The 17466-nt window shown below is 71.9% G+C and carries 15 protein-coding genes; 9 read left to right on the plus strand and 6 right to left on the minus strand.

The window, feature by feature from the left end:
• Window positions 1-78 precede the first annotated feature (78 nt).
• The 3 genes from K318_RS0106280 to guaB1 form a co-directional block, all read right to left on the minus strand.
• Window positions 79-1137, minus strand: a complete 1059-nt coding sequence (locus K318_RS0106280) for a hemolysin family protein (RefSeq protein WP_029088861.1) — start codon at window positions 1135-1137, stop codon at window positions 79-81.
• The gene (locus K318_RS0106285) at window positions 1130-2458 is read right to left on the minus strand and encodes a hemolysin family protein (RefSeq protein ID WP_029088862.1); all 1329 of its coding nucleotides are present in this window, start codon (window positions 2456-2458) and stop codon (window positions 1130-1132) included. The genes K318_RS0106280 and K318_RS0106285 overlap by 8 nt, the downstream gene beginning before the upstream one ends.
• A 280-nt stretch (window positions 2459-2738) precedes the next feature.
• Window positions 2739-4220 carry a GMP reductase gene (gene guaB1, locus K318_RS0106290; protein WP_029088863.1) on the minus strand — a complete coding sequence of 494 codons (1482 nt, stop codon included), beginning with the start codon at window positions 4218-4220 and terminating at the stop codon, window positions 2739-2741.
• Between the two features lie 97 nt (window positions 4221-4317).
• Between guaB1 and K318_RS0106295 the strand changes: the two genes are divergently transcribed.
• The 3 genes from K318_RS0106295 to K318_RS25875 all read left to right on the plus strand — a co-directional run bounded on the left by K318_RS0106295 (window position 4318) and on the right by K318_RS25875 (window position 8833).
• Window positions 4318-8058, plus strand: coding sequence for a multifunctional oxoglutarate decarboxylase/oxoglutarate dehydrogenase thiamine pyrophosphate-binding subunit/dihydrolipoyllysine-residue succinyltransferase subunit (locus K318_RS0106295; RefSeq protein ID WP_029088864.1), 3741 nt, complete (start codon window positions 4318-4320; stop codon window positions 8056-8058).
• Window positions 8058-8669 (plus strand): GDSL-type esterase/lipase family protein, encoded by a 612-nt coding sequence (locus tag K318_RS0106300; protein ID WP_035280989.1) that lies wholly within the window; start codon window positions 8058-8060, stop codon window positions 8667-8669. Before K318_RS0106295 ends, K318_RS0106300 begins: the two co-directional genes overlap by 1 nt.
• An 89-nt stretch (window positions 8670-8758) precedes the next feature.
• Window positions 8759-8833, plus strand: coding sequence for a 50S ribosomal protein bL37 (locus K318_RS25875; RefSeq protein ID WP_373404784.1), 75 nt, complete (start codon window positions 8759-8761; stop codon window positions 8831-8833).
• An 88-nt stretch (window positions 8834-8921) separates the two neighbouring features.
• Here the strand turns inward: K318_RS25875 and rsrA are convergent, their stop codons facing one another.
• Both rsrA and K318_RS0106310 read right to left on the minus strand, forming a co-directional pair.
• The gene (gene rsrA / locus K318_RS19820; protein WP_035280751.1) at window positions 8922-9221 is read right to left on the minus strand and encodes a mycothiol system anti-sigma-R factor; all 300 of its coding nucleotides are present in this window, start codon (window positions 9219-9221) and stop codon (window positions 8922-8924) included.
• Window positions 9218-9853 (minus strand): sigma-70 family RNA polymerase sigma factor, encoded by a 636-nt coding sequence (locus tag K318_RS0106310; RefSeq protein WP_029088867.1) that lies wholly within the window; start codon window positions 9851-9853, stop codon window positions 9218-9220. The genes rsrA and K318_RS0106310 overlap by 4 nt, the downstream gene beginning before the upstream one ends.
• 182 nt (window positions 9854-10035) lie before the next feature.
• Here K318_RS0106310 and K318_RS0106315 point away from each other — a divergent pair, with 182 nt between their 5' ends.
• The 5 genes from K318_RS0106315 to K318_RS19825 all read left to right on the plus strand — a co-directional run bounded on the left by K318_RS0106315 (window position 10036) and on the right by K318_RS19825 (window position 15146).
• Window positions 10036-10536, plus strand: a complete 501-nt coding sequence (locus K318_RS0106315; RefSeq protein ID WP_029088868.1) for a DoxX family membrane protein — start codon at window positions 10036-10038, stop codon at window positions 10534-10536.
• Complete coding sequence (aroA, locus tag K318_RS0106320) at window positions 10537-11895, plus strand: 3-phosphoshikimate 1-carboxyvinyltransferase (protein ID WP_029088869.1); 1359 nt, start codon at window positions 10537-10539, stop codon at window positions 11893-11895. It begins immediately after the preceding gene.
• Between the two features lie 21 nt (window positions 11896-11916).
• The gene (gene rsgA, locus K318_RS0106325) at window positions 11917-12939 is read left to right on the plus strand and encodes a ribosome small subunit-dependent GTPase A (protein WP_029088870.1); all 1023 of its coding nucleotides are present in this window, start codon (window positions 11917-11919) and stop codon (window positions 12937-12939) included.
• Window positions 12940-13089: 150 nt separating this feature from the next.
• On the plus strand, window positions 13090-13881 hold the full coding sequence (hisN, locus tag K318_RS0106330) for a histidinol-phosphatase (RefSeq protein ID WP_029088871.1): 792 nt from the start codon (window positions 13090-13092) through the stop codon (window positions 13879-13881).
• Window positions 13878-15146, plus strand: coding sequence for an aminotransferase class I/II-fold pyridoxal phosphate-dependent enzyme (locus K318_RS19825; protein ID WP_051297615.1), 1269 nt, complete (start codon window positions 13878-13880; stop codon window positions 15144-15146). Before hisN ends, K318_RS19825 begins: the two co-directional genes overlap by 4 nt.
• Window positions 15147-15350: 204 nt before the next feature.
• On the opposite strand, the gene K318_RS0106340 is transcribed toward K318_RS19825, so the two are convergent.
• Window positions 15351-15899, minus strand: a complete 549-nt coding sequence (locus K318_RS0106340; protein WP_029088872.1) for a YceI family protein — start codon at window positions 15897-15899, stop codon at window positions 15351-15353.
• A gap of 178 nt (window positions 15900-16077) precedes the next feature.
• On the opposite strand from K318_RS0106340, the gene K318_RS0106345 reads away from it, so the two are divergent.
• Window positions 16078-17418, plus strand: coding sequence for a serine hydroxymethyltransferase (locus K318_RS0106345; RefSeq protein WP_029088873.1), 1341 nt, complete (start codon window positions 16078-16080; stop codon window positions 17416-17418).
• Window positions 17419-17466: the final 48 nt, after the last annotated feature.

Consider the following 17466-nt stretch of genomic DNA (forward strand, 5'->3'; position numbering starts at 1 on the left):
GTCCAGTCGATATATGCGAGGACACATTCCGTGACACAACCCACGTTGCGGTCAGTATGGTGGGACGAGCCCCGGAGCTCAGCGCAGGCCCCGCTCACGGTGCCGCTGCATCGCATCGTCGACCTCGCCCACGAGCTCCTCGAGCACGTCCTCGAGGAAGACCGCGCCCACCGCCTCGCCCGAGGCGTCGAGCACCTTGGCGACATGGCCTCCCGCACCGCGCATCTCGTCGAGGGCGTCCTCGATCTCCGCGCCCGCGGACACCGCCGTCATCGCACGGAAGCGCTTGGGGTGGATGGGCGCCCGGTAGTCGGCCTCGTTGTCCGCGTACAGGAGGTCCTTGATGTGGAAGTACGTGCTGAGCGCACCCTCGGAGTCCTCGACGATGAACCGCGAGTACCCGGTCCGCCCCACGAGGCCCTCGACCTCCTCGGGGGTCACCCCCTCCCCCACCGTCACGAGCGAGGACCGCGGCACCATCACCTCGGCGACGGTCTTGTCGGAGAACTCGAGCGCCCCCTTGAGGATGCCGGAGTCGTCGCTCAGCAGCCCCTCCCGCTGCGATTCGACGACGATCGACTGCACCTCCTCGACGGTGTAGGCGGCATTGACCTCGTCGCGCGGTGTGACGCCGAGCAGCCGGAGCACGCCGTTGGCGAAGGCGTTGAGCGGGCGGATGACGAAGCCGAACAGCCGGGCCAGGAACACGAGCGGCGGAGCGAGCAGCAGCGCCGCCTGCCGGGAGAGCGCGATCGCGATGTTCTTGGGGATCATCTCCCCCACGACCACGTGCAGATAGGTCACAGCGGCCAGCGCGAGCACGAACGAGATCACGTCCGAGAGCCCCGCGGGGACGCCGAGGCCGCTCAGCGGCCCCACCAGCAGGTGGTGGATCGCGGGTTCGGCGACGTTGCCCAGGAGCAGGGAGCACACCGTGATGCCCAGCTGGCAGATCGCCAGCATGAGCGACACGTGCTGCATCGCGTACAGGGTCGTCCGCGCGCGCTTCGAGCCCGCATCCGCGTAGGGCTCGATCTGCGAGCGCTTCGCGGAGACGATGCCGAACTCCGCCGCGACGAAGAAGGCGTTGCCGAGCAGCAGCACGACGAGCCAGACCAGTCCCATCCAGTCACTCATGGGAGCTCCCCTCCGTCGCGGGGACGGGGCGGAGGTCCGGTATCAGCCTCAGCCTCTCGACCCGGCGGACGTGCATCCGCTCGACCACGAGGCGCCCGTCCTCGAAGCGCACCTCATCCCCTTCCTCGGGGACGCGGCCGAGGCAGTACATGACGTACCCGGCCATCGTCTCGTACTCGGAGTCCTCCGGGATGCGCAGGCCGACGGCCGCGGACACCTCGTCCGGGCGCAGCCGTCCGGGCACGATCCACGAGCCGTCGCGGGCGGGGCGGACCATGACGCGCATCCGGTCGTGCTCATCGGCGACCTCGCCCACGAGCTCCTCGACGGCGTCCTCGAGCGTCGCCACTCCGGCCGTGCCGCCGTACTCGTCCACGACCACCACCATCTGCGTCGAGCGCGAGCGCAGCCGCAGGAGGAGGCGGTCGAGGGGCAGCGTCTCCGGCACCTGCTGCACCTCCGTCATGAGACCGCCCGCATAGGCGTCGCCGCGGTTGTCCAGCGGGACGGACATCGCGGACTTGAGGTGTACGACGCCCACGACGTCGTCACGGCTCTCGCCGATGACGGGGAAGCGCGAATAGCCCGTCCGCCGTGCGGCCTCGACGATATCGGCCGCGGTGGAGTCCTTCGCCACCGTCACCATGCGCGTGCGCGGGGTCATGACGTCCTCCGCCGTCCGCTCCGAGAAGCTGAGGGTGCGCTCGAGGAGGCCGGCGGTCTGCTCCGCCATCTTCCCCTCCTCGGCGGAGTGCCGCACGAGGGCCGTGAGCTCCTCCGGGGACCGCCCGGCCGAGCCCTCCTCCTGCGGCTCGATGCCCATCGACACGAGCGCGCGGTTGGCAGTGCCGTTGAGCACGGAGATGACGGGGCGGAAGACGACGGAGAAGGCGTACTGCAGGGGCACCGCGATCTGCGCGGCGTGCATCGGCGAGGAGATCGCGAGGTTCTTCGGCACGAGCTCGCCCACGACCATCGAGAGGATCGTCGAGACGAGCAGGGCCAGGCCCAGCGCGATGGGCCGCGAGGCCGATTCCGGTGCGCCCAGCCCCTCGAGCACGGGGGCGAGGAGAGCGCCGAGGGAGGGCTCCATGAGGTAGCCCGTCAGCAGGGTCGTGATGGTGATGCCCACCTGCGCCGCCGAGAGCTGGGTGGACAGGTGCGTCGTGGCCTTCCTGATGACGCCGGCGAAGCGCGAGCCCTCGGCCACGGCGCGGTCGACGGTGTGCTTGTCGAGGGTGAGGAGGGCGAACTCCGCCGCGACGAAGACGCCGGTGCCGGCGATGAGGACGAGAGCGAGGGCGAGGAGCAGCCACTCCATTCAGGCTGCTCCCCCTCTGCGGAGGCCGGCCCTGCCCGGCGGGGCCTGGGGCCCCCTGTGCCCGGTGCGGACCGTGCGGCCGAGGGGGTGTGTGCTGGACGCTGGGATGCCGGCTTCACGCCGGCACGGACTGTCACTCGTCATGAGCCGATCATACCGGGGCGGGAGCGCCCCCGCTCCACCCCCGGAGGACGGCCTCCGGGGTTCACGTCGTTCTCCCAGCCTCCCGCGCTCGGCAGCCCGGCACCCCCGGCCCACCCCCCCCCGGCGGCGATGCGCCTCACCAGCCGCCCTGCACGGGCCTGCCCTCCTCGTAGCCCGCGGCCGACTGCACGCCCACGACCGCGCGGTCGTGGAACTCCCCGAGGGTCCGCGCACCCGCGTACGTGCACGCCGACCGCACTCCCGAGGTGATCTGGTCGAGCAGGTCCTCCACGCCCGGTCGCTGCGGATCGACGGGCATCCGGCCGGAGGAGATGCCCTCTTCGAACAGGCCCTTCCGCGCGCGCTCGAAGGCCGATTCCTCCGACTGCGTCCGGGCGGCCACCGCGCGGGCGCTCGCCATGCCGAAGCTCTCCTTGTACAGCCGCCCGTCCGCGTCCTGGAGCAGATCGCCGGGGCTCTCATAGGTGCCCGCGAACCACGAGCCGATCATCACCTGCGAGGCCCCCGCAGCCAGTGCGAGCGCGACGTCGCGGGGATAGCGCACCCCGCCGTCGGCCCACACGTGCGCGCCCAGCTCCCGCGCACGCACCGAGGCGTCGAGCACCGCCGAGAACTGGGGCCTGCCGACCGCGGTCATCATCCGGGTCGTGCACATCGCACCGGGGCCCACGCCCACCTTGACGATGTCGGCTCCGGCCTCGACGAGGTCCTCGACCCCGGCCGCCGTGACGACGTTGCCCGCCGCCAGCGGTACGCCGAGGTCCGCCGCGCGCACCTGCCGCAGCACCTCGACCATCTTCTCCTGGTGGCCGTGCGCGGTGTCCATGACGAGCACGTCCGCGCCCGCGGCCACGAGCGCCTCGGCCCGGCCCCGGGCGTCGCCGCTGACCCCCACGGCCGCCGCGATCCGCAGCCGCCCGGCAGGATCGAGCGCGGGCGTGTAGACCGAGGCCCGCAGCAGGGACTGCGGGGTGAGCGCACCGACGAGCGCACCGGAGTCCACGACCGGGACGAAGGCCGACCGCGTGCGCGCGAAGTCGTCGTACAGTGCCGCGAGCGCGGCCCGGCCGGGCCGCGCGTGCCCGCCGTCGGCCTCCTCGGCCAGAGCGCTGAGCTCCAGCGTGCGCGAGGAGGAGTCGAGCAGCCGCGACAGCGGGGCGAACCGGTCCACGGACTCGAGCGCGGACGCCGGGACGACGCCGAGGACGGTGCGGTCGCCGTCCGCGATTACGACATGGCCGTGGGTGCGCTTGTGCACGAGGTGCAGGGCCTCGAGCGCGGTGTCGTCCGGCCCCAGTCTCACCGGCGTCTCGAGCACCGGGTGGCGCTCCTTGACCCACGCGATCGTCGCGGCCGCGGCGTCGAGCGGGATGTCCTGCGGCAGCACCGCAAGCCCTCCGCGGCGGGCGAGCGTCTCCGCCATCCGCCGCCCGGACACGGCCGTCATGTTCGCCGCTACGACGGGGATGGTGGTGCCCGTCGCGTCCGCGGTCTCGAGAGAAACGTCGAAGCGGCTCGCGGCCTGCGAGCGCGAGGGCACGAGGAACACGTCCGAATATGTGAGGTCCGTCTCGGGCCTGCCGGTGATGAATCGCATAGGGACATTGTGGCCCATGCTCGTTCGCGGTGAGGGTTCGCGGATACACTGGGCCCCATTGGGATATCTCCATACGAGGAAGAGGGCGAACAACCCCGTGTCTACGAGCACCCCCGCGACCGCTGCGTCCGACTTCGGATCGAACCAGTGGCTGGTAGAGGAAATGTACGAGCAGTACAAGGCCGACAGGAACTCCGTCGACAAGTCCTGGTGGCCTGTCTTCGAGGAGTTCGAGAGGAACGGGGGCGCCGCCGGTGCCGCCCCGACTCCCTCCTCGGCCCCCGCGAAGTCCGCCCCTGCGAAGTCCGCGCCCGCGAAGTCCCCCGCCGCGGCCGCGGCCGCCCAGCCCGCCCCCGCTCCCAGCCGCGCCACTGACAAGGGAGTGAATCCCTCCGTCGCGGATTCGGAGACCACGAAGGCCGAGAGCAAGTCGGCGGGCGCGCACAACCTGCCCGAGAAGCCGCAGGCCGCAGCCGAGGACGTCGAGGACGTCGTCACGAAGCTGCGCGGGCCGGCGAAGCTCATCGCCAAGAACATGGACGATTCGCTCACCCTGCCGACCGCGACCTCCGTGCGCGCGCTGCCGGCCAAGGCGCTGATCGACAACCGCATCGTCATCAACTCGCACCTGCGCAGGACCCGCGGCGGCAAGGTCTCGTTCACGCACCTCATCGGCTTCGCCGTGGTCCGCGCCCTGCAGGAGATCCCCAGCCAGAACGTCTACTACGACGTGCGCGAGGGCAAGCCGGTCATGGTGCAGCCCGGCCACGTCAACCTCGGCATCGCGATCGACGTCCCCAAGAAGGACGGCACCCGCAGCCTCCTCGTGCCCAACATCAAGAAGGCCGAGACGCTCACCTTCAAGCAGTTCGTCGACGCCTACGACGACCTCGTGGCCCGGGGCCGCGAGGGCAAGCTCACGGCCGCGGACTTCGCGGGCACCACCGTCTCGCTGACGAACCCCGGCGGCATCGGCACCGTCCATTCGATGCCGCGGCTCACGGTGGGCCAGGGCTGCATCGTCGGCGTCGGCGCCCTCGACTACCCCGCCGAGTTCCAGGGGGCGAGCCAGGAGACGCTCAACAAGCTCGCCGTCTCGAAGGTGCTCACGCTCACCTCCACCTACGACCACAGGGTCATCCAGGGTGCGGGCTCGGGCGAGTTCCTCAAGCTCGTCCACGGACTCCTGCTGGGCGAGGACGGCTTCTACGACGAGGTCTTCGCCTCCCTCCGCCTGCCCTACGAGCCCGTGCGCTGGGTCGCCGACGTCTCCGCCGAGGACTACGACGTGGTCAACAAGACCGCTCGCGTCATCGAGCTCATCGACGCCTACCGCTCGCGCGGCCACCTCATGGCGAACATCGATCCGCTCGTCTACCGCCAGCGCTCGCACCCGGACCTCGACATCAACACGCACGGCCTCACGCTGTGGGACCTCGAGCGCGAGTTCCCCACCGGCGGGTTCGGCGGCCAGCGCCTCATGCGGCTGCGCGACATCCTGGGCCTGCTGCGCGACTCCTACTGCCGCACCACCGGCATCGAGTACATGCACATCCCGGATCCGGAGCAGCGCCGCTGGTTCCAGTCCAAGCTCGAGGTCCCGCACGAGGAGCTCACCCGCGACGAGCAGGGCCACATCCTCGGCCGCCTCAACGCCGCGGAGGCCTTCGAGACCTTCCTGCAGACCAAGTACATCGGCCAGAAGCGCTTCTCCCTGGAGGGCGGCGAGTCGACGATCGTCCTCCTCGACGAGGTCCTCAACCAGGCCGCCGATTCCGGGATGGACGAGGTCACGATCGGCATGGCCCACCGCGGCCGCCTCAACGTGCTCACCAACATCGCGGGCAAGTCCTACGGCCAGGTGTTCCAGGAGTTCGACGGCTCGCTCTCCCCGAGCGCCGTCCAGGGCTCCGGCGATGTGAAGTACCATCTCGGCACCGAGGGCTCCTTCACCTCCCCGGGCGGCAACTCGACCAAGGTCTACGTCGCGGCCAATCCCAGCCACCTCGAGACGGTCAACCCGGTCCTCGAGGGCATCACCCGCGCCAAGCAGGACGTCATCGATCCCGATCAGACCGGATTCTCCGTGCTGCCGGTCCTCGTCCACGGCGATGCGGCCTTCGCCGGCCAGGGAGTCGTGGCGGAGACGCTGCACCTGTCCGAGCTGCGGGGCTACCGCACGGGCGGCACCATCCACCTGGTCATCAACAACCAGGTGGGCTTCACGACCTCGCCCGCCTCGGCCCGCTCCTCGTTCTACTCGACGGACGTCGCGAAGATCATCGCGGCACCCGTCATCCACGTGAACGGCGACGACCCCGAGGCCGTCTACCGCGCGGCACAGCTGGCCTTCGAGTACCGCGAGGCGTTCAACCGGGACATCGTCATCGACCTCGTGTGCTACCGCCGCCGCGGCCACAACGAGGGCGACGACCCCTCGATGACCCAGCCGGTCATGTACTCGCTCATCGACCAGAAGTCGACGGTGCGCCGCATCTACACCGAATCGCTCGTCGGCCGCCGGTGCATCACCTCCGAGGAGGCCAAGGACGCGCTCGCGGACTTCCAGCAGAAGCTCGAGACCGCGTTCGCCGAGACCCGCGAGGCCGAGAAGGGCTCCGGCGGGGAGTCGGCCTTCGGCATCCACCAGGGCTCCCGCGAGGTCGAGGGCCGCACCAAGCCCGAGACCGCCGTGACCGAGGGCGTGCTGGAGCGGATCGGCGACGCCTTCATGGACATCCCCGAGGGCTTCACGGTGCACAAGAAGCTGCGCAGCCTGCTGGAGAAGCGGAAGGAGATGACCCGCTCCGGCGGCATCGACTGGGGCTTCGCCGAGCAGCTCGCCTTCGGCTCGCTCCTGCTCGAGGGGGTGCCGGTGCGCATGTCCGGCCAGGACGTCCGCCGCGGCACCTTCACGCAGCGCCAGGCCGTGTTCGTCGACTACGAGAACGGCAACGAGTGGACTCCGCTGGCCAACCTCTCGGAGGAGCAGGGCCGGTTCTGGATCTTCAACTCGCTGCTGAGCGAGTACGCGGCGATGGGCTTCGAGTACGGCTACGCCGTCGAGCGGCCCGAGGCCCTCGTCCTCTGGGAAGCGCAGTTCGGCGACTTCGCGCAGGGCGCGCAGTCCGTCATCGACGAATTCATCTCCGCCTCCGAGCAGAAGTGGCAGCAGACCTCCGGGATCGTGCTCCTCCTCCCCCACGGCTACGAGGGCCAGGGACCGGACCACTCCTCGGCGCGCATCGAGCGCTTCATGCAGCTCGCCGCCGAGGACAACATGACCATCGCCAACCCCGCGGACGGCGCCTCCTACTTCCACCTGCTGCGTCGTCACGCGCACGCGGAGGTCAAGCGCCCGCTCATCGTCTTCACCCCCAAGTCGATGCTGCGCCTCAAGGCGGCCGCCTCCTCGGTGGAGCAGTTCACCACCGGCAGCTTCCAGCCCGTCGTCCCGGACGCCGCGGTCGATCCCGGCCAGGTGGACCGCGTGGTGCTCGTCTCCGGCAAGCTGTACTGGGACCTCCTCGCCGAGCGCAGCAGGCGCGAGGACACGAGGACGGCGCTCGTGCGCTTCGAGCAGCTCTACCCGCTCGACGAGAAGTCGATCGAGCAGGCCCTCGGCGGCTTCGGCCCGGACGTGGACCTCGTGTGGGCCCAGGAGGAGCCGGAGAACCAGGGCGGCTGGCCGTTCATGGCGCTCAACCTGCCCGAGGTGCTCGGCGGCCGTGCGCTGCGCGTGGTCTCCCGAACGGCCTCGGCCTCGCCGGCCACCGGCCTCAAGCACGTCCACGACGCCGAGCAGGCCGAGCTCGTCGAGCGGGTCTTCGCCCGGTGATCCCCAGGCGCAGGCAGACCGTCGTGGTGGTCGGCGACCAGCTGGTCGCCGGCCACGGCGACGGTCGCGGCCTGGGCTGGCTGGGCCGCGTGGCGGCGCGGACCCACCCCTCTGTGCCGGAGGCCGACTTCTACTCGCTCGCCGTCGCCGGCGAGGACACGACGGGGCTCACGGAGCGCTGCATGGACGAGGCCTGCCGCAGGTTCGCCGAGAACACGGAGAACCGCCTCGTGCTGGGCCTGCCCGCAGCCGATGCGGACACCGGCATCTCCGTCGCCCGCGCCCGCCTCAACATCGCCAATGTGCTCGACCGCGCCCTCACGCAGGAGGTCTCGGCCTTCGTCGTGGGCCCCACCCCCGTGCGGGACGCGGACGCCAACCGGCGGCTGGCCGAGCTCAACACGGGGTTCTCGGACGTCGCCCACCGCCGCGGCATCCCCTATGTCGACGCCTTCACCCCGCTGCGCTCCCACGCGGTGTGGCAGCGCGAGCTCGCCTCCTCCCGCACCGGTTCGCCCGCGCAGGAGGGGTACGGGCTGCTGGCCTGGCTCGTGCTCAACCGCGGCTGGTTCGACTGGTTCGGCGTCCCGGACGTCCTCGCCGAGGACTGAGGCCTCGGCCCTCCGCCGCGGGCGCACCGCGCTTTGCCGCTCACCCGCGGCTGTGGGAGAATCAACGGGTCTATCCGAAGGAGTGAGTCATGAGCAAGCGAGCACGCAAGCGCCGCGACCGCAAGAAGCGCGGCCCCAACCACGGCAAGCGCCCCAACGCCTGATCCGTGCGTCGACGCGCGAAGGCCCGGTTCCCACACGGAACCGGGCCTTCGCTTTCGCACCGGACGGCGATCCCCGGGGACGCCGGTCTCACACGCCGTCGAAGCGGCGGATCACCGTCGTGCGGCGCTCGATGACGATCCGGGCGCGGATCCGCTCCTTGAGCCCCTCCGGCGCACTGCCCGCGCACGAGCGGCGCACGAGCTCCTTGAGCAGCGATTCCACCTCGTACTCGTCATGGCAGTCGGCGCAGCAGTCGAGGTGCGACTGGATCCGGCGGATCTCCGCGGCCTCGAGCTCCCCGTCGAGGTAGTGGTAGATCTGCTCGAGGCTGCGGGCCCGGGCGGTCTCACGGCACGGGCGGTCCTGGTCAGAGGCCTCTGCGCTCATGACTCCTCCTTCGCGCCCGCCGTGGGCCTCCGGTCGTCGGGGTGGACGAAGCCGCGCTCGCGCGCGTAGTCCTGCAGCATGTCCCGTAGCTGTCTGCGCCCGCGGTGCAGGCGGGACATGACGGTGCCGATCGGCGTGCCCATCACCTCGGCGATCTCCTTGTACGGCATGCCCTCGACATCCGCGTAGTAGACGACCATGCGGCGGTCCTCCGGCAGTGCGGAGAGCGCATCCGTGACATCGGAGTCCGGCAGGTGGTCGAGCGCCTCCAGCTCCGCCGAGCGCCCGTCCGAGGACGAATGCGTCGAGGCCCGGTGGATCTGCCAGTCCTCGATCTCGTCGCTCTGCGACTCCTGCGGCCGGCGCTGCTTCCGGCGGTAGCTGTTGATGAACGTGTTCGTGAGGATGCGGTAGAGCCACGCCTTCAGGTTGGTGCCCGGGGTGTACTGGTGGAACGCCGAGTACGCCTTGGCGTAGGCCTCCTGCACCAGGTCCTCGGCATCCGCCGGATTGCGCGTCATGCGCAGTGCGGCGCCGTAGAGCTGATTCACGTATTCGAGCGCGTCTCGCTCGAAGCGCGCATGGCGCTCCTCGTCGGTCTCAGCCGCGGGGGTCTCGGTGGCTTCAGTCATCGTGACCCATGATAGATCCTCCCTCACGGGATCCGCAGTGAGTGTGCTCATCCCACCTCCTCAGTCTGTCGTGGGAACGTGCCCCGAAGGGCGGATATTCCGGTCCGGACGTCATGGCCCGGGGACCGGGCGATGACGTTATGCTGGCCTCAGAGACGTCCCCGATAGGTTAAGGATCCGCCGTGAGCCCAGTCCGCCTGCTCGCCCGCCCTCTGCTCGCCGGTGCCTACATCACCAACGGCATCGCCCGCATCCGCGACCCTCGCAGCTCCCAGCGCTCCGCCGAGGCCGTCCTCCGCGCCGCCGGCACCGTCGTCGACCTGCCGGTGGGGCCCGAGACCCTCGCCCGGGCCGCCGGGGCCGCACAGGTCGCGGCCGGCAGCCTGCTGGCGATCGGCAAGCTCCCGCGCCTGAGCGCCTCCGTCCTCGTGGGCACCTACCTCTTCGACGTGATCGGCAGCGCGCTGGCCCCGAGCGAGGGGCGGACCAAGGAGGAGAAGGCGCAGCACCGCGAGGAGCTCATCACCCGCACCTCGCTGCTGGGCGGCGCACTGCTGGCCAGCGTCGACACCGCCGGCCGGCCGGGCCTCGCCTGGCGGGCGCAGCATGCGGCCGAGGACCTCCGCCGCAGCATCGAGAAGACCTCGGCGCGCGCCATCGACGCCGTGACCTCCCACAGCTGAATGGCCCGTCACGTCTCACCGGACGCCCCCGCACGGTGGCAGGCTCCGGCCGCATCCGGTCCCGTCACCGCCGAGGTGCGCGTCCCCGGGTCCAAATCGCTCACCAACCGCTACCTGCTGCTCGCGGCGGCCGCGGACGCGGACTCGGTCATCCGCAATGCCCTCGACAGCCGCGACACCCGGCTCATGGCCGAGGCGCTCTCCGCGCTCGGCGCCGGTGTCAGCCCCGAGGCGGACGGGACGCTGCGCATCACCCCCCTCCCGCTCACCCGGGAGACCGGAGCGGACGGTGAGCCCACCGCCGAGGCCCGCGTGGACTGCGGCCTCGCCGGGACCGTCATGCGCTTCGTGCCTCCGCTCGCCGCCGCCACCGGCCGGCGCGTGCGCTTCGACGGCGACGAACAGGCCTACACGCGCCCCATGTCGACGATCCTCGACGCGCTGGAGCGACTCGGCGCGGACGTCTCCTCCGAGCACGGCACCCTGCCCTTCACGGTGCACGCGCCCGCGGGCATGCGCGGCGGGCACATCGAGCTCGACGCCTCCGCCTCGAGCCAGTTCGTCTCCGGCCTGCTGCTGTCCGGCGGTCTCTGCGACCTCGGCGTCGAGCTCGTGCACACGGGTGCCTCACTGCCGTCGCGCCCGCACATCGACATGACGCTCGAGGTCCTCGCCGATGCCGGTGTGCACGTCTCCGAGCCGGAGTCCGGCCGCTGGGTCGTGGAGCCCGGCCGTCCGCGCGCCCTCGACGTCACGGTGGAGCCCGATCTGTCCAATGCGGCGGCCTTCCTGGGTGCGGCCCTCGTGACCGGCGGCAGCGTCCGCATCCCTCACTGGCCGATCCACACGACGCAGGCCGGGGACCGGTTCCGGCAGATCGCCGAGGCCTTCGGCGGCAGCTGCGCGCTCGACCGCTCCGGCCTCACGGTGCAGGGCCCGGAGCGACTGGAGGCGGTCGACCTCGACATGTCCGAGGTGGGCGAGCTCACCCCGGTGACCGCCGCCGTCGCGGCATTCGCGCCCGGCACGAGCGTGCTCCGCGGGATCGGCCATCTCCGCGGGCACGAGACCGACCGCCTCTCCGCGCTCGCCGCGGAGTTCGCCCGCGTGGGCGTCGAGGTCGCGGAGGGGCCGGACAGCCTCGCGATCACGGGCTCGCTCACGGCCGCGGCCGCGGGCTCGACCCCGGCCGCGGGCGCACGCGAACTCCCCTGGCGGACGTACGCCGACCACCGCATGGTCATGGCCGGGGCGATCGTGGCCCTGGGCGCGCCCGGCCTCGAGATCGACGATCCGGGCACCGTCGGCAAGACCATGCCCGCGTTCCCCGAGCTGTGGACGGAGTCCGTGGGCTCCTGAGCCCGCGCACCGGCACGCCGCATGGGCAGAGTCATCAGCAGCGCGGAGGAGTACCGCCCCCGCCCCAGCAAGCGCGGCAGCCGCCCGCGCACCAAGCGCCGGCCCGAGCACGAGGACGCGCTGGCCGGCGTCGTCGTGTCCGTGGACCGCGGCCGGCTGCGCGTGGTGCCCGGCAGGACTCTCGCGGAGGCGGACCCCGAGGCCGCGCTCCTCACCTGCGTGCGCGCCTCCGGGGTGCGCAGGCGCTCCATCGTGCCCGGGGACCGCGTGCGCGTCGTGGGCGACACGAGCGGGACGGAGGGGACGCTCGCCCGCATCGTCTCCGTCGAGGAGCGCGCGACCCTCCTCCGCCGCTCCGCCGATGACACCGACCCCACGGAGCGGGTCGTCGTGGCGAACGCGGACACGCTCGTGCTCGTCACCGCGGCGATCGATCCCGCACCGTCCTGGGGCTTCCTCGACCGGGCGCTCGTGGCGGCCCTCGACGCGGGCATCCGGCCGGTCATCGCCGTGACGAAGACGGACCTCGCGCCTGCCGCGGAAGTGCGCGCGCACTTCTCGGACATCGCAGCCGTCGTCGTCGAGTGCGGCTACGGGTCCTCCGGCCTGCCCCGCACGTCCGCGCTGCTGCCGGAGATCGCCGGCCGGGAGACCGTGCTGCTGGGGCAGTCCGGGGTGGGCAAGTCCACGCTCATCAACGAGCTGGTCCCCGGTGCCGGCAGAGCGACCGGCGCCGTCAACGAGGTCACAGGTGCGGGCCGCCACACGTCCTCCTCGGCGTGGGCGCTGCCCCTGCCGAGCGGCGGCTGGGTCATCGACACGCCGGGCATCCGCAGCTTCGGCCTCGCCCATGTGGTCCCGGACGCCGTGGTCGCCGCGTTCGAGGAGCTGGCTCCGGCCACGGCCGACTGCCCGCGCGGCTGCACGCACCTCGCCGATGCCCCCGGCTGTGCGCTCGACGCGTGGGTGGCGGCAGGGCACGCCGGGGCCGCGGGTCAGCGCCGCCTCGCCTCGCTGCGACGCCTGCTCGCGAACCTGGGCTGAGCGCACTCCACACCTCGCACGCCGCCATCCCTTGTGCCGCTTGCCGCCCACTCACGACGGGGTGCCCAGCGGCGTACGGGGTGGGAAGTGGGGCGCGTCCGCATGACGGCTCTGCCGCACCGCGGCCGCCCGTCTGCCTACAGTGGTGCCATGACCGACGATCTCGCCCTCGCGCTCGCGCTCGCCGATGCTGCAGACGCCCTCTCGCTGCCCCGCTTCCGCGCTCAGGACTTCTCCGTCGAGGCGAAGCCGGACCTCACCCCCGTGACCGAGGTCGACCGGGCGGTGGAGGAGCTCATCCGCGCGCGTCTGGCCGACGAGCGGCCCGAGGACGCGCTGCTGGGCGAGGAGTTCGGCGCCCACGGCGAGGCCTCCGGCCGCAGGTGGATCGTCGATCCCATCGACGGCACCAAGAACTTCGTGCGCGGCGTGCCGGTGTGGGCCAGCCTCATCGCGCTCTACGAGGGCACCGCTCCGCTCGTGGGGGTCGTGAGCGCGCCCGCCCTCGGTCTGCGCTGGTGGGCGGCGACCGGCTCCGGCGCCTTCCGCAGCGTCGCCGGCGGTGCGCCGGAGCCGCTGGGCGTGTCCGGCATCGCAGACGCCGCAGACGCCTCGCTGTCCTATTCCTCCCTGGGCGGCTGGGCCGAGCGCGGTCTGCGCGAACGCTTCCTCTCTCTCGCGGATGCGGTGTGGCGGACGCGCGCCTACGGCGATTTCTGGTCCTACATGCTGGTGGCCGAGGGTGTCGTGGACCTCGCCTGCGAGCCCGAGCTCGAGCTCTACGACATGGCCGCGCTCGTGCCCGTCGTCCGGGAGGCCGGCGGCCGGTTCACCTCCCTGAGCGGCGAGGACGGCCCCTTCGGCGGGGATGCCCTGGCGAGCAACGGCCGGCTGCACGATTTCGCGCTCGAGGCGTTCGGCACCGCGGAGGCCGGGGCATGAGCGCGGGCCGGTACGCCGGTCTGCCGGGCAGCGCCCGCGGCGGGCAGCCGCTTTGGCACAGGGTCTCGGCCGCCGCGGGGCTCGTGGCGGCCGACGGCTCCGTCGAGCAGACGATCTTCGGCCAGATGACCCAGCTCGCGGCCGCCCATGACGCCGTCAACCTCGGCCAGGGAGCACCGGGGGACGACGCGCCCGACTTCCTGCTCCAGGCCGCGCAGGCCGCGATGCGGGCCGGCCGCAACCAGTACGCGCCGCCGCAGGGTGCGCCGGAGCTGCGCGCGGCGGTGGCCGAGCACCGGCTGCGGGACTGGGGCCATGCCGCGGCCGCCGAGGAGGTGCTCGTGACCACGGGGGCCACCGAGGCGCTCACCGCCGCGCTCCTCGCGCTCGCGCCCGCCGGGTCCGAGGTGGTGGTCCTCGAGCCCTACTACGACTCCTATGCGGCCGCGGCGGCTCTCGCCGGCGCGCGGGTCCGGCCCGTGGGGCTGCGCTTCGACGGCCCGCGCCCGGAGGTCGACCTCGCGGCGCTGGCGCAGGCGGTCGGTCGGGAGACCTCGGTGGTGCTGCTCAACACCCCGCACAATCCCACGGGCCTGGTGCTGAGCGAGGCCGACATCCGGCGGGTCTGGGAGATCGTGGAGCCCAGCGGCGCCTGGCTGCTCACGGACGAGGTCTACGAGCACCTCGTGTTCGAGGGCGCGCACACCGCTCCGGCGGCCGTGATCGGCGATCCGCGCGTCGTGACGGTGTCCTCGGCGGGCAAGGCGCTCAATGCGACGGGCTGGAAGGTCGGCTGGCTCATCGGCGCGCCCGCGGTGGTGCAGGCCGTCCAGGCGATCAAGCAGTTCCTCACGTTCGTCTCCGGTGCGCCGCTGCAGCCGGCCGTCGCCGAGGCCCTGCGCGCCCACCCGGGGTTCCCGGCGGAGAACGCCCGGATCCTGGCCGCGCGCCGCGATGTGCTCGTCGCAGCGCTCCGCGAGCTCCCCGGCGTCGACGTGTTCGTGCCCGCCTCCGGCTACTTCGTGCTCGCGGACTTCGCGGGGGCGGCCGCGGGTGAGGATGCGGCCGCGCTCAATGCACGGCTCACGCGGGAGGCCGGTGTCACGGGGATCCCCGCACCCGCCCTGTGCCAGGCGGGCTCCGCGACTGCCGAGCGGCTGCGCTCGGTGGTCCGCTACTCGTTCTGCAAGAGCGAGGCCGAGGTCGCCCGCGCCGCCGATCGCTTCCGCGCATACGCCGCCGGCGGCACCGTCTCAGCCGGGTGAGCCGGAGCGGGCGCAGCGGAAGGCGGCTGTGCTCGCGGCCCGCCGTGAAGTGCGCAGCGCGTGTCGGTGTGACGCACATGGAGCCCGGACCCACATGAATGGGTCCGGGCTCCATGCGCACGGGTGAGCGCATTCGCGGCCGCTCACCGCCGTGCCGGCGGGCAGCACCGGCGCCGATGGGGTTCAGCGCCGAGGCAGCTGAGCTCAGGCCCTGACGGCCTCGATCTCGATGCTGATCGCGACCTTGTCGGAGACGAGCAGCTCCCCGCCCTTGAGGACGGCCTCGAAGCTCATGCCGAAGTCCTTGCGGTTGACGGTCGCGGTCGCGGAGAAGCCGGCGACCGTGTTGCCATAGGGATCCTCGGCCACCCCGTTGAACTCGGCCTTGAACACGACCTCCTGCTCGACGCCGCGCATCGAGAGGGTGCCGCGCAGGTCGAACTCCGGACCGTCGACGTTCTCGATCGCGCTCGAGGTGAAGACGATCTTCGGGTTCTCCTCCGCGAGCAGGAAGTCGCCGGACTGGAGGTGTCCGTCGCGCTGCTCGTTGCCGGTCGTGATGGACGCGGCATCGGCCTCGGCGGTGACGCGGGACTCCTCGAGGGTCTCGCCGACCTCGATCGCGCCGCCGATCACCTCGAAGGTGCCGCGGACCTTGGAGACCCCGGCGTGGCGGGCGACGAAGGCGAACTCGGAGTGGACGCCGTCCACGTTCCAGGTGCCGGCGGTGAGTCCTGCGGGAAGTGCGGTCATGAGCGCTCCTCATGTAGTTGATATTTCAATGACATACGTCAGATTACTTCAACTCTTAACTACCCGCAAGGGGCGGATCCGCAGAGTGATGCGCATCACCTGATTGTTAGAATCGCGTGTCCCCTGTTTCGGGGACGTCGCCCTGCCCATACACCTCCGCACCGCACGAGGAGCGCCCATGCGCCTGGCAGCACGCCCCTGGATCGCGACCCGCAGCCGCGACCGCATCGACTCCGTGGTCGCCGACCGCGTCACCGGCCGGTCCCCCGCAGGGATCAGCGCTGAGATCGAGGCCCTCGCCGAGGCGAACGCCCGGCTCTACGATGCTGAGGCGTTCAACCTCAACCCTGCGACCAATGTCATGAATCCCCGGGCCGAGGCGCTGCTCGCGGCAGGTCTGGGTGCGCGGACCTCGCTGGGGTACGCCGGCGATAAGTACGAGGTGGGTCTCGAGCACATCGAGCAGATCGAGGTGATCGCGGAGGAGACCGCGGCGCAGGTCTTCGATGCGGACTTCGCGGAGGTCCGCCTGCCCTCGGGGGCGATGGCCAATCTCGCCGCCTTCATGGCGACCGCCCGGCCCGGCGAGCGCATCATCGCCTCGCCCGCGACGATCGGCGGGCACGTGACCCACCATGCGGCCGGCTCCGCCGGGCTCTACGGGATCGAGACCGTCGAGGCGCCGGTGGACGCCGCTGACTACACGCTCGACGTGGATGCGCTCGCGGCGCTCGCCCGCGAGGTCCGGCCGGCCCTCATCACGGTGGGAGGCTCGCTCAACCTGTTCCCGCATCCCGTCGCACAGGTGCGCGAGATCGCCGATGCTGTGGGGGCGAAGGTCCTCTTCGACGCCGCCCATGTGTGCGGGATGATCGCCGGGCGCCAGTGGCCCGATCCGCTCGACGAAGGCGCGCACCTCATGACCATGAGCACCTACAAGAGCCTGGGCGGACCCGCACACGGCCTCGCCGTGACGAACGAGGCGGAGCTGGCGGAGAGGATCGAGGCCATCGCCTTCCCCGGCCTCACCGCCAATTTCGATGCCGGGAACGTCGCCGCCCTCGCGGTGACGATGGCGGACTGGCAGGCGGTCGGGGTCGAGTACGCCGCCGCGATGCGGGCAGCGGCCGCCCGGCTCGCCGCTGAGCTCTCCGCCCGCGGCGTGCCCGTCTTCGAGTGCGCGCAGGGGCACACCGACTCCCATCAGTTCGCGCTGCGCACGGATGCCGCCGGTCCCGCGCTCTCCCTGACCGGCGGCACTGCGGTGGCGCGCCTGTTGGAGCGGGCGGGCCTGCTCGCCTGCGGGATCGGAGTGCCCGGGCCGGAGGTTCCCGGCGACCAGAACGGGCTGCGGCTGGGCACCCCGGAGATCGTGCGGCGGGGCCTCACGGAGGCGGACATGCCCCGGCTCGCCGATCTCCTCGCGGCGGCGCTGAGGCCGGGGGCGGACGTCGAGGCGGTGGGCCGGGAGACCGCCGCATGGCGCAGGGAGTTCACAGAGGTGCTGTTCACGGCCTGACGGGCTTCCGCACCGGAGCCGGGCTTCCGCACCGATGCCCGCGGGCAC

Source organism: Brevibacterium album DSM 18261 (assembly GCF_000426445.1).
Taxonomy (GTDB): domain Bacteria; phylum Actinomycetota; class Actinomycetes; order Actinomycetales; family Brevibacteriaceae; genus Brevibacterium; species Brevibacterium album.

Bases quoted from the DNA above. Each gene is read 5' to 3' on its own strand.
- K318_RS0106345 (WP_029088873.1), top strand. From the start codon at position 16,078: ATGCGCCTGGCAGCACGCCCCTGGATCGCGACCCGCAGCCGCGACCGC.
- K318_RS0106280 (WP_029088861.1), bottom strand. From the start codon at position 1,137: ATGAGTGACTGGATGGGACTGGTCTGGCTCGTCGTGCTGCTGCTCGGC.
- rsgA (WP_029088870.1), top strand. From the start codon at position 11,917: ATGGGCAGAGTCATCAGCAGCGCGGAGGAGTACCGCCCCCGCCCCAGC.
- hisN (WP_029088871.1), top strand. From the start codon at position 13,090: ATGACCGACGATCTCGCCCTCGCGCTCGCGCTCGCCGATGCTGCAGAC.
- guaB1 (WP_029088863.1), bottom strand. From the start codon at position 4,220: ATGCGATTCATCACCGGCAGGCCCGAGACGGACCTCACATATTCGGAC.
- K318_RS0106310 (WP_029088867.1), bottom strand. From the start codon at position 9,853: ATGACTGAAGCCACCGAGACCCCCGCGGCTGAGACCGACGAGGAGCGC.
- K318_RS19825 (WP_051297615.1), top strand. From the start codon at position 13,878: ATGAGCGCGGGCCGGTACGCCGGTCTGCCGGGCAGCGCCCGCGGCGGG.
- rsrA (WP_035280751.1), bottom strand. From the start codon at position 9,221: ATGAGCGCAGAGGCCTCTGACCAGGACCGCCCGTGCCGTGAGACCGCC.
- aroA (WP_029088869.1), top strand. From the start codon at position 10,537: ATGGCCCGTCACGTCTCACCGGACGCCCCCGCACGGTGGCAGGCTCCG.
- K318_RS0106340 (WP_029088872.1), bottom strand. From the start codon at position 15,899: ATGACCGCACTTCCCGCAGGACTCACCGCCGGCACCTGGAACGTGGAC.
- K318_RS0106285 (WP_029088862.1), bottom strand. From the start codon at position 2,458: ATGGAGTGGCTGCTCCTCGCCCTCGCTCTCGTCCTCATCGCCGGCACC.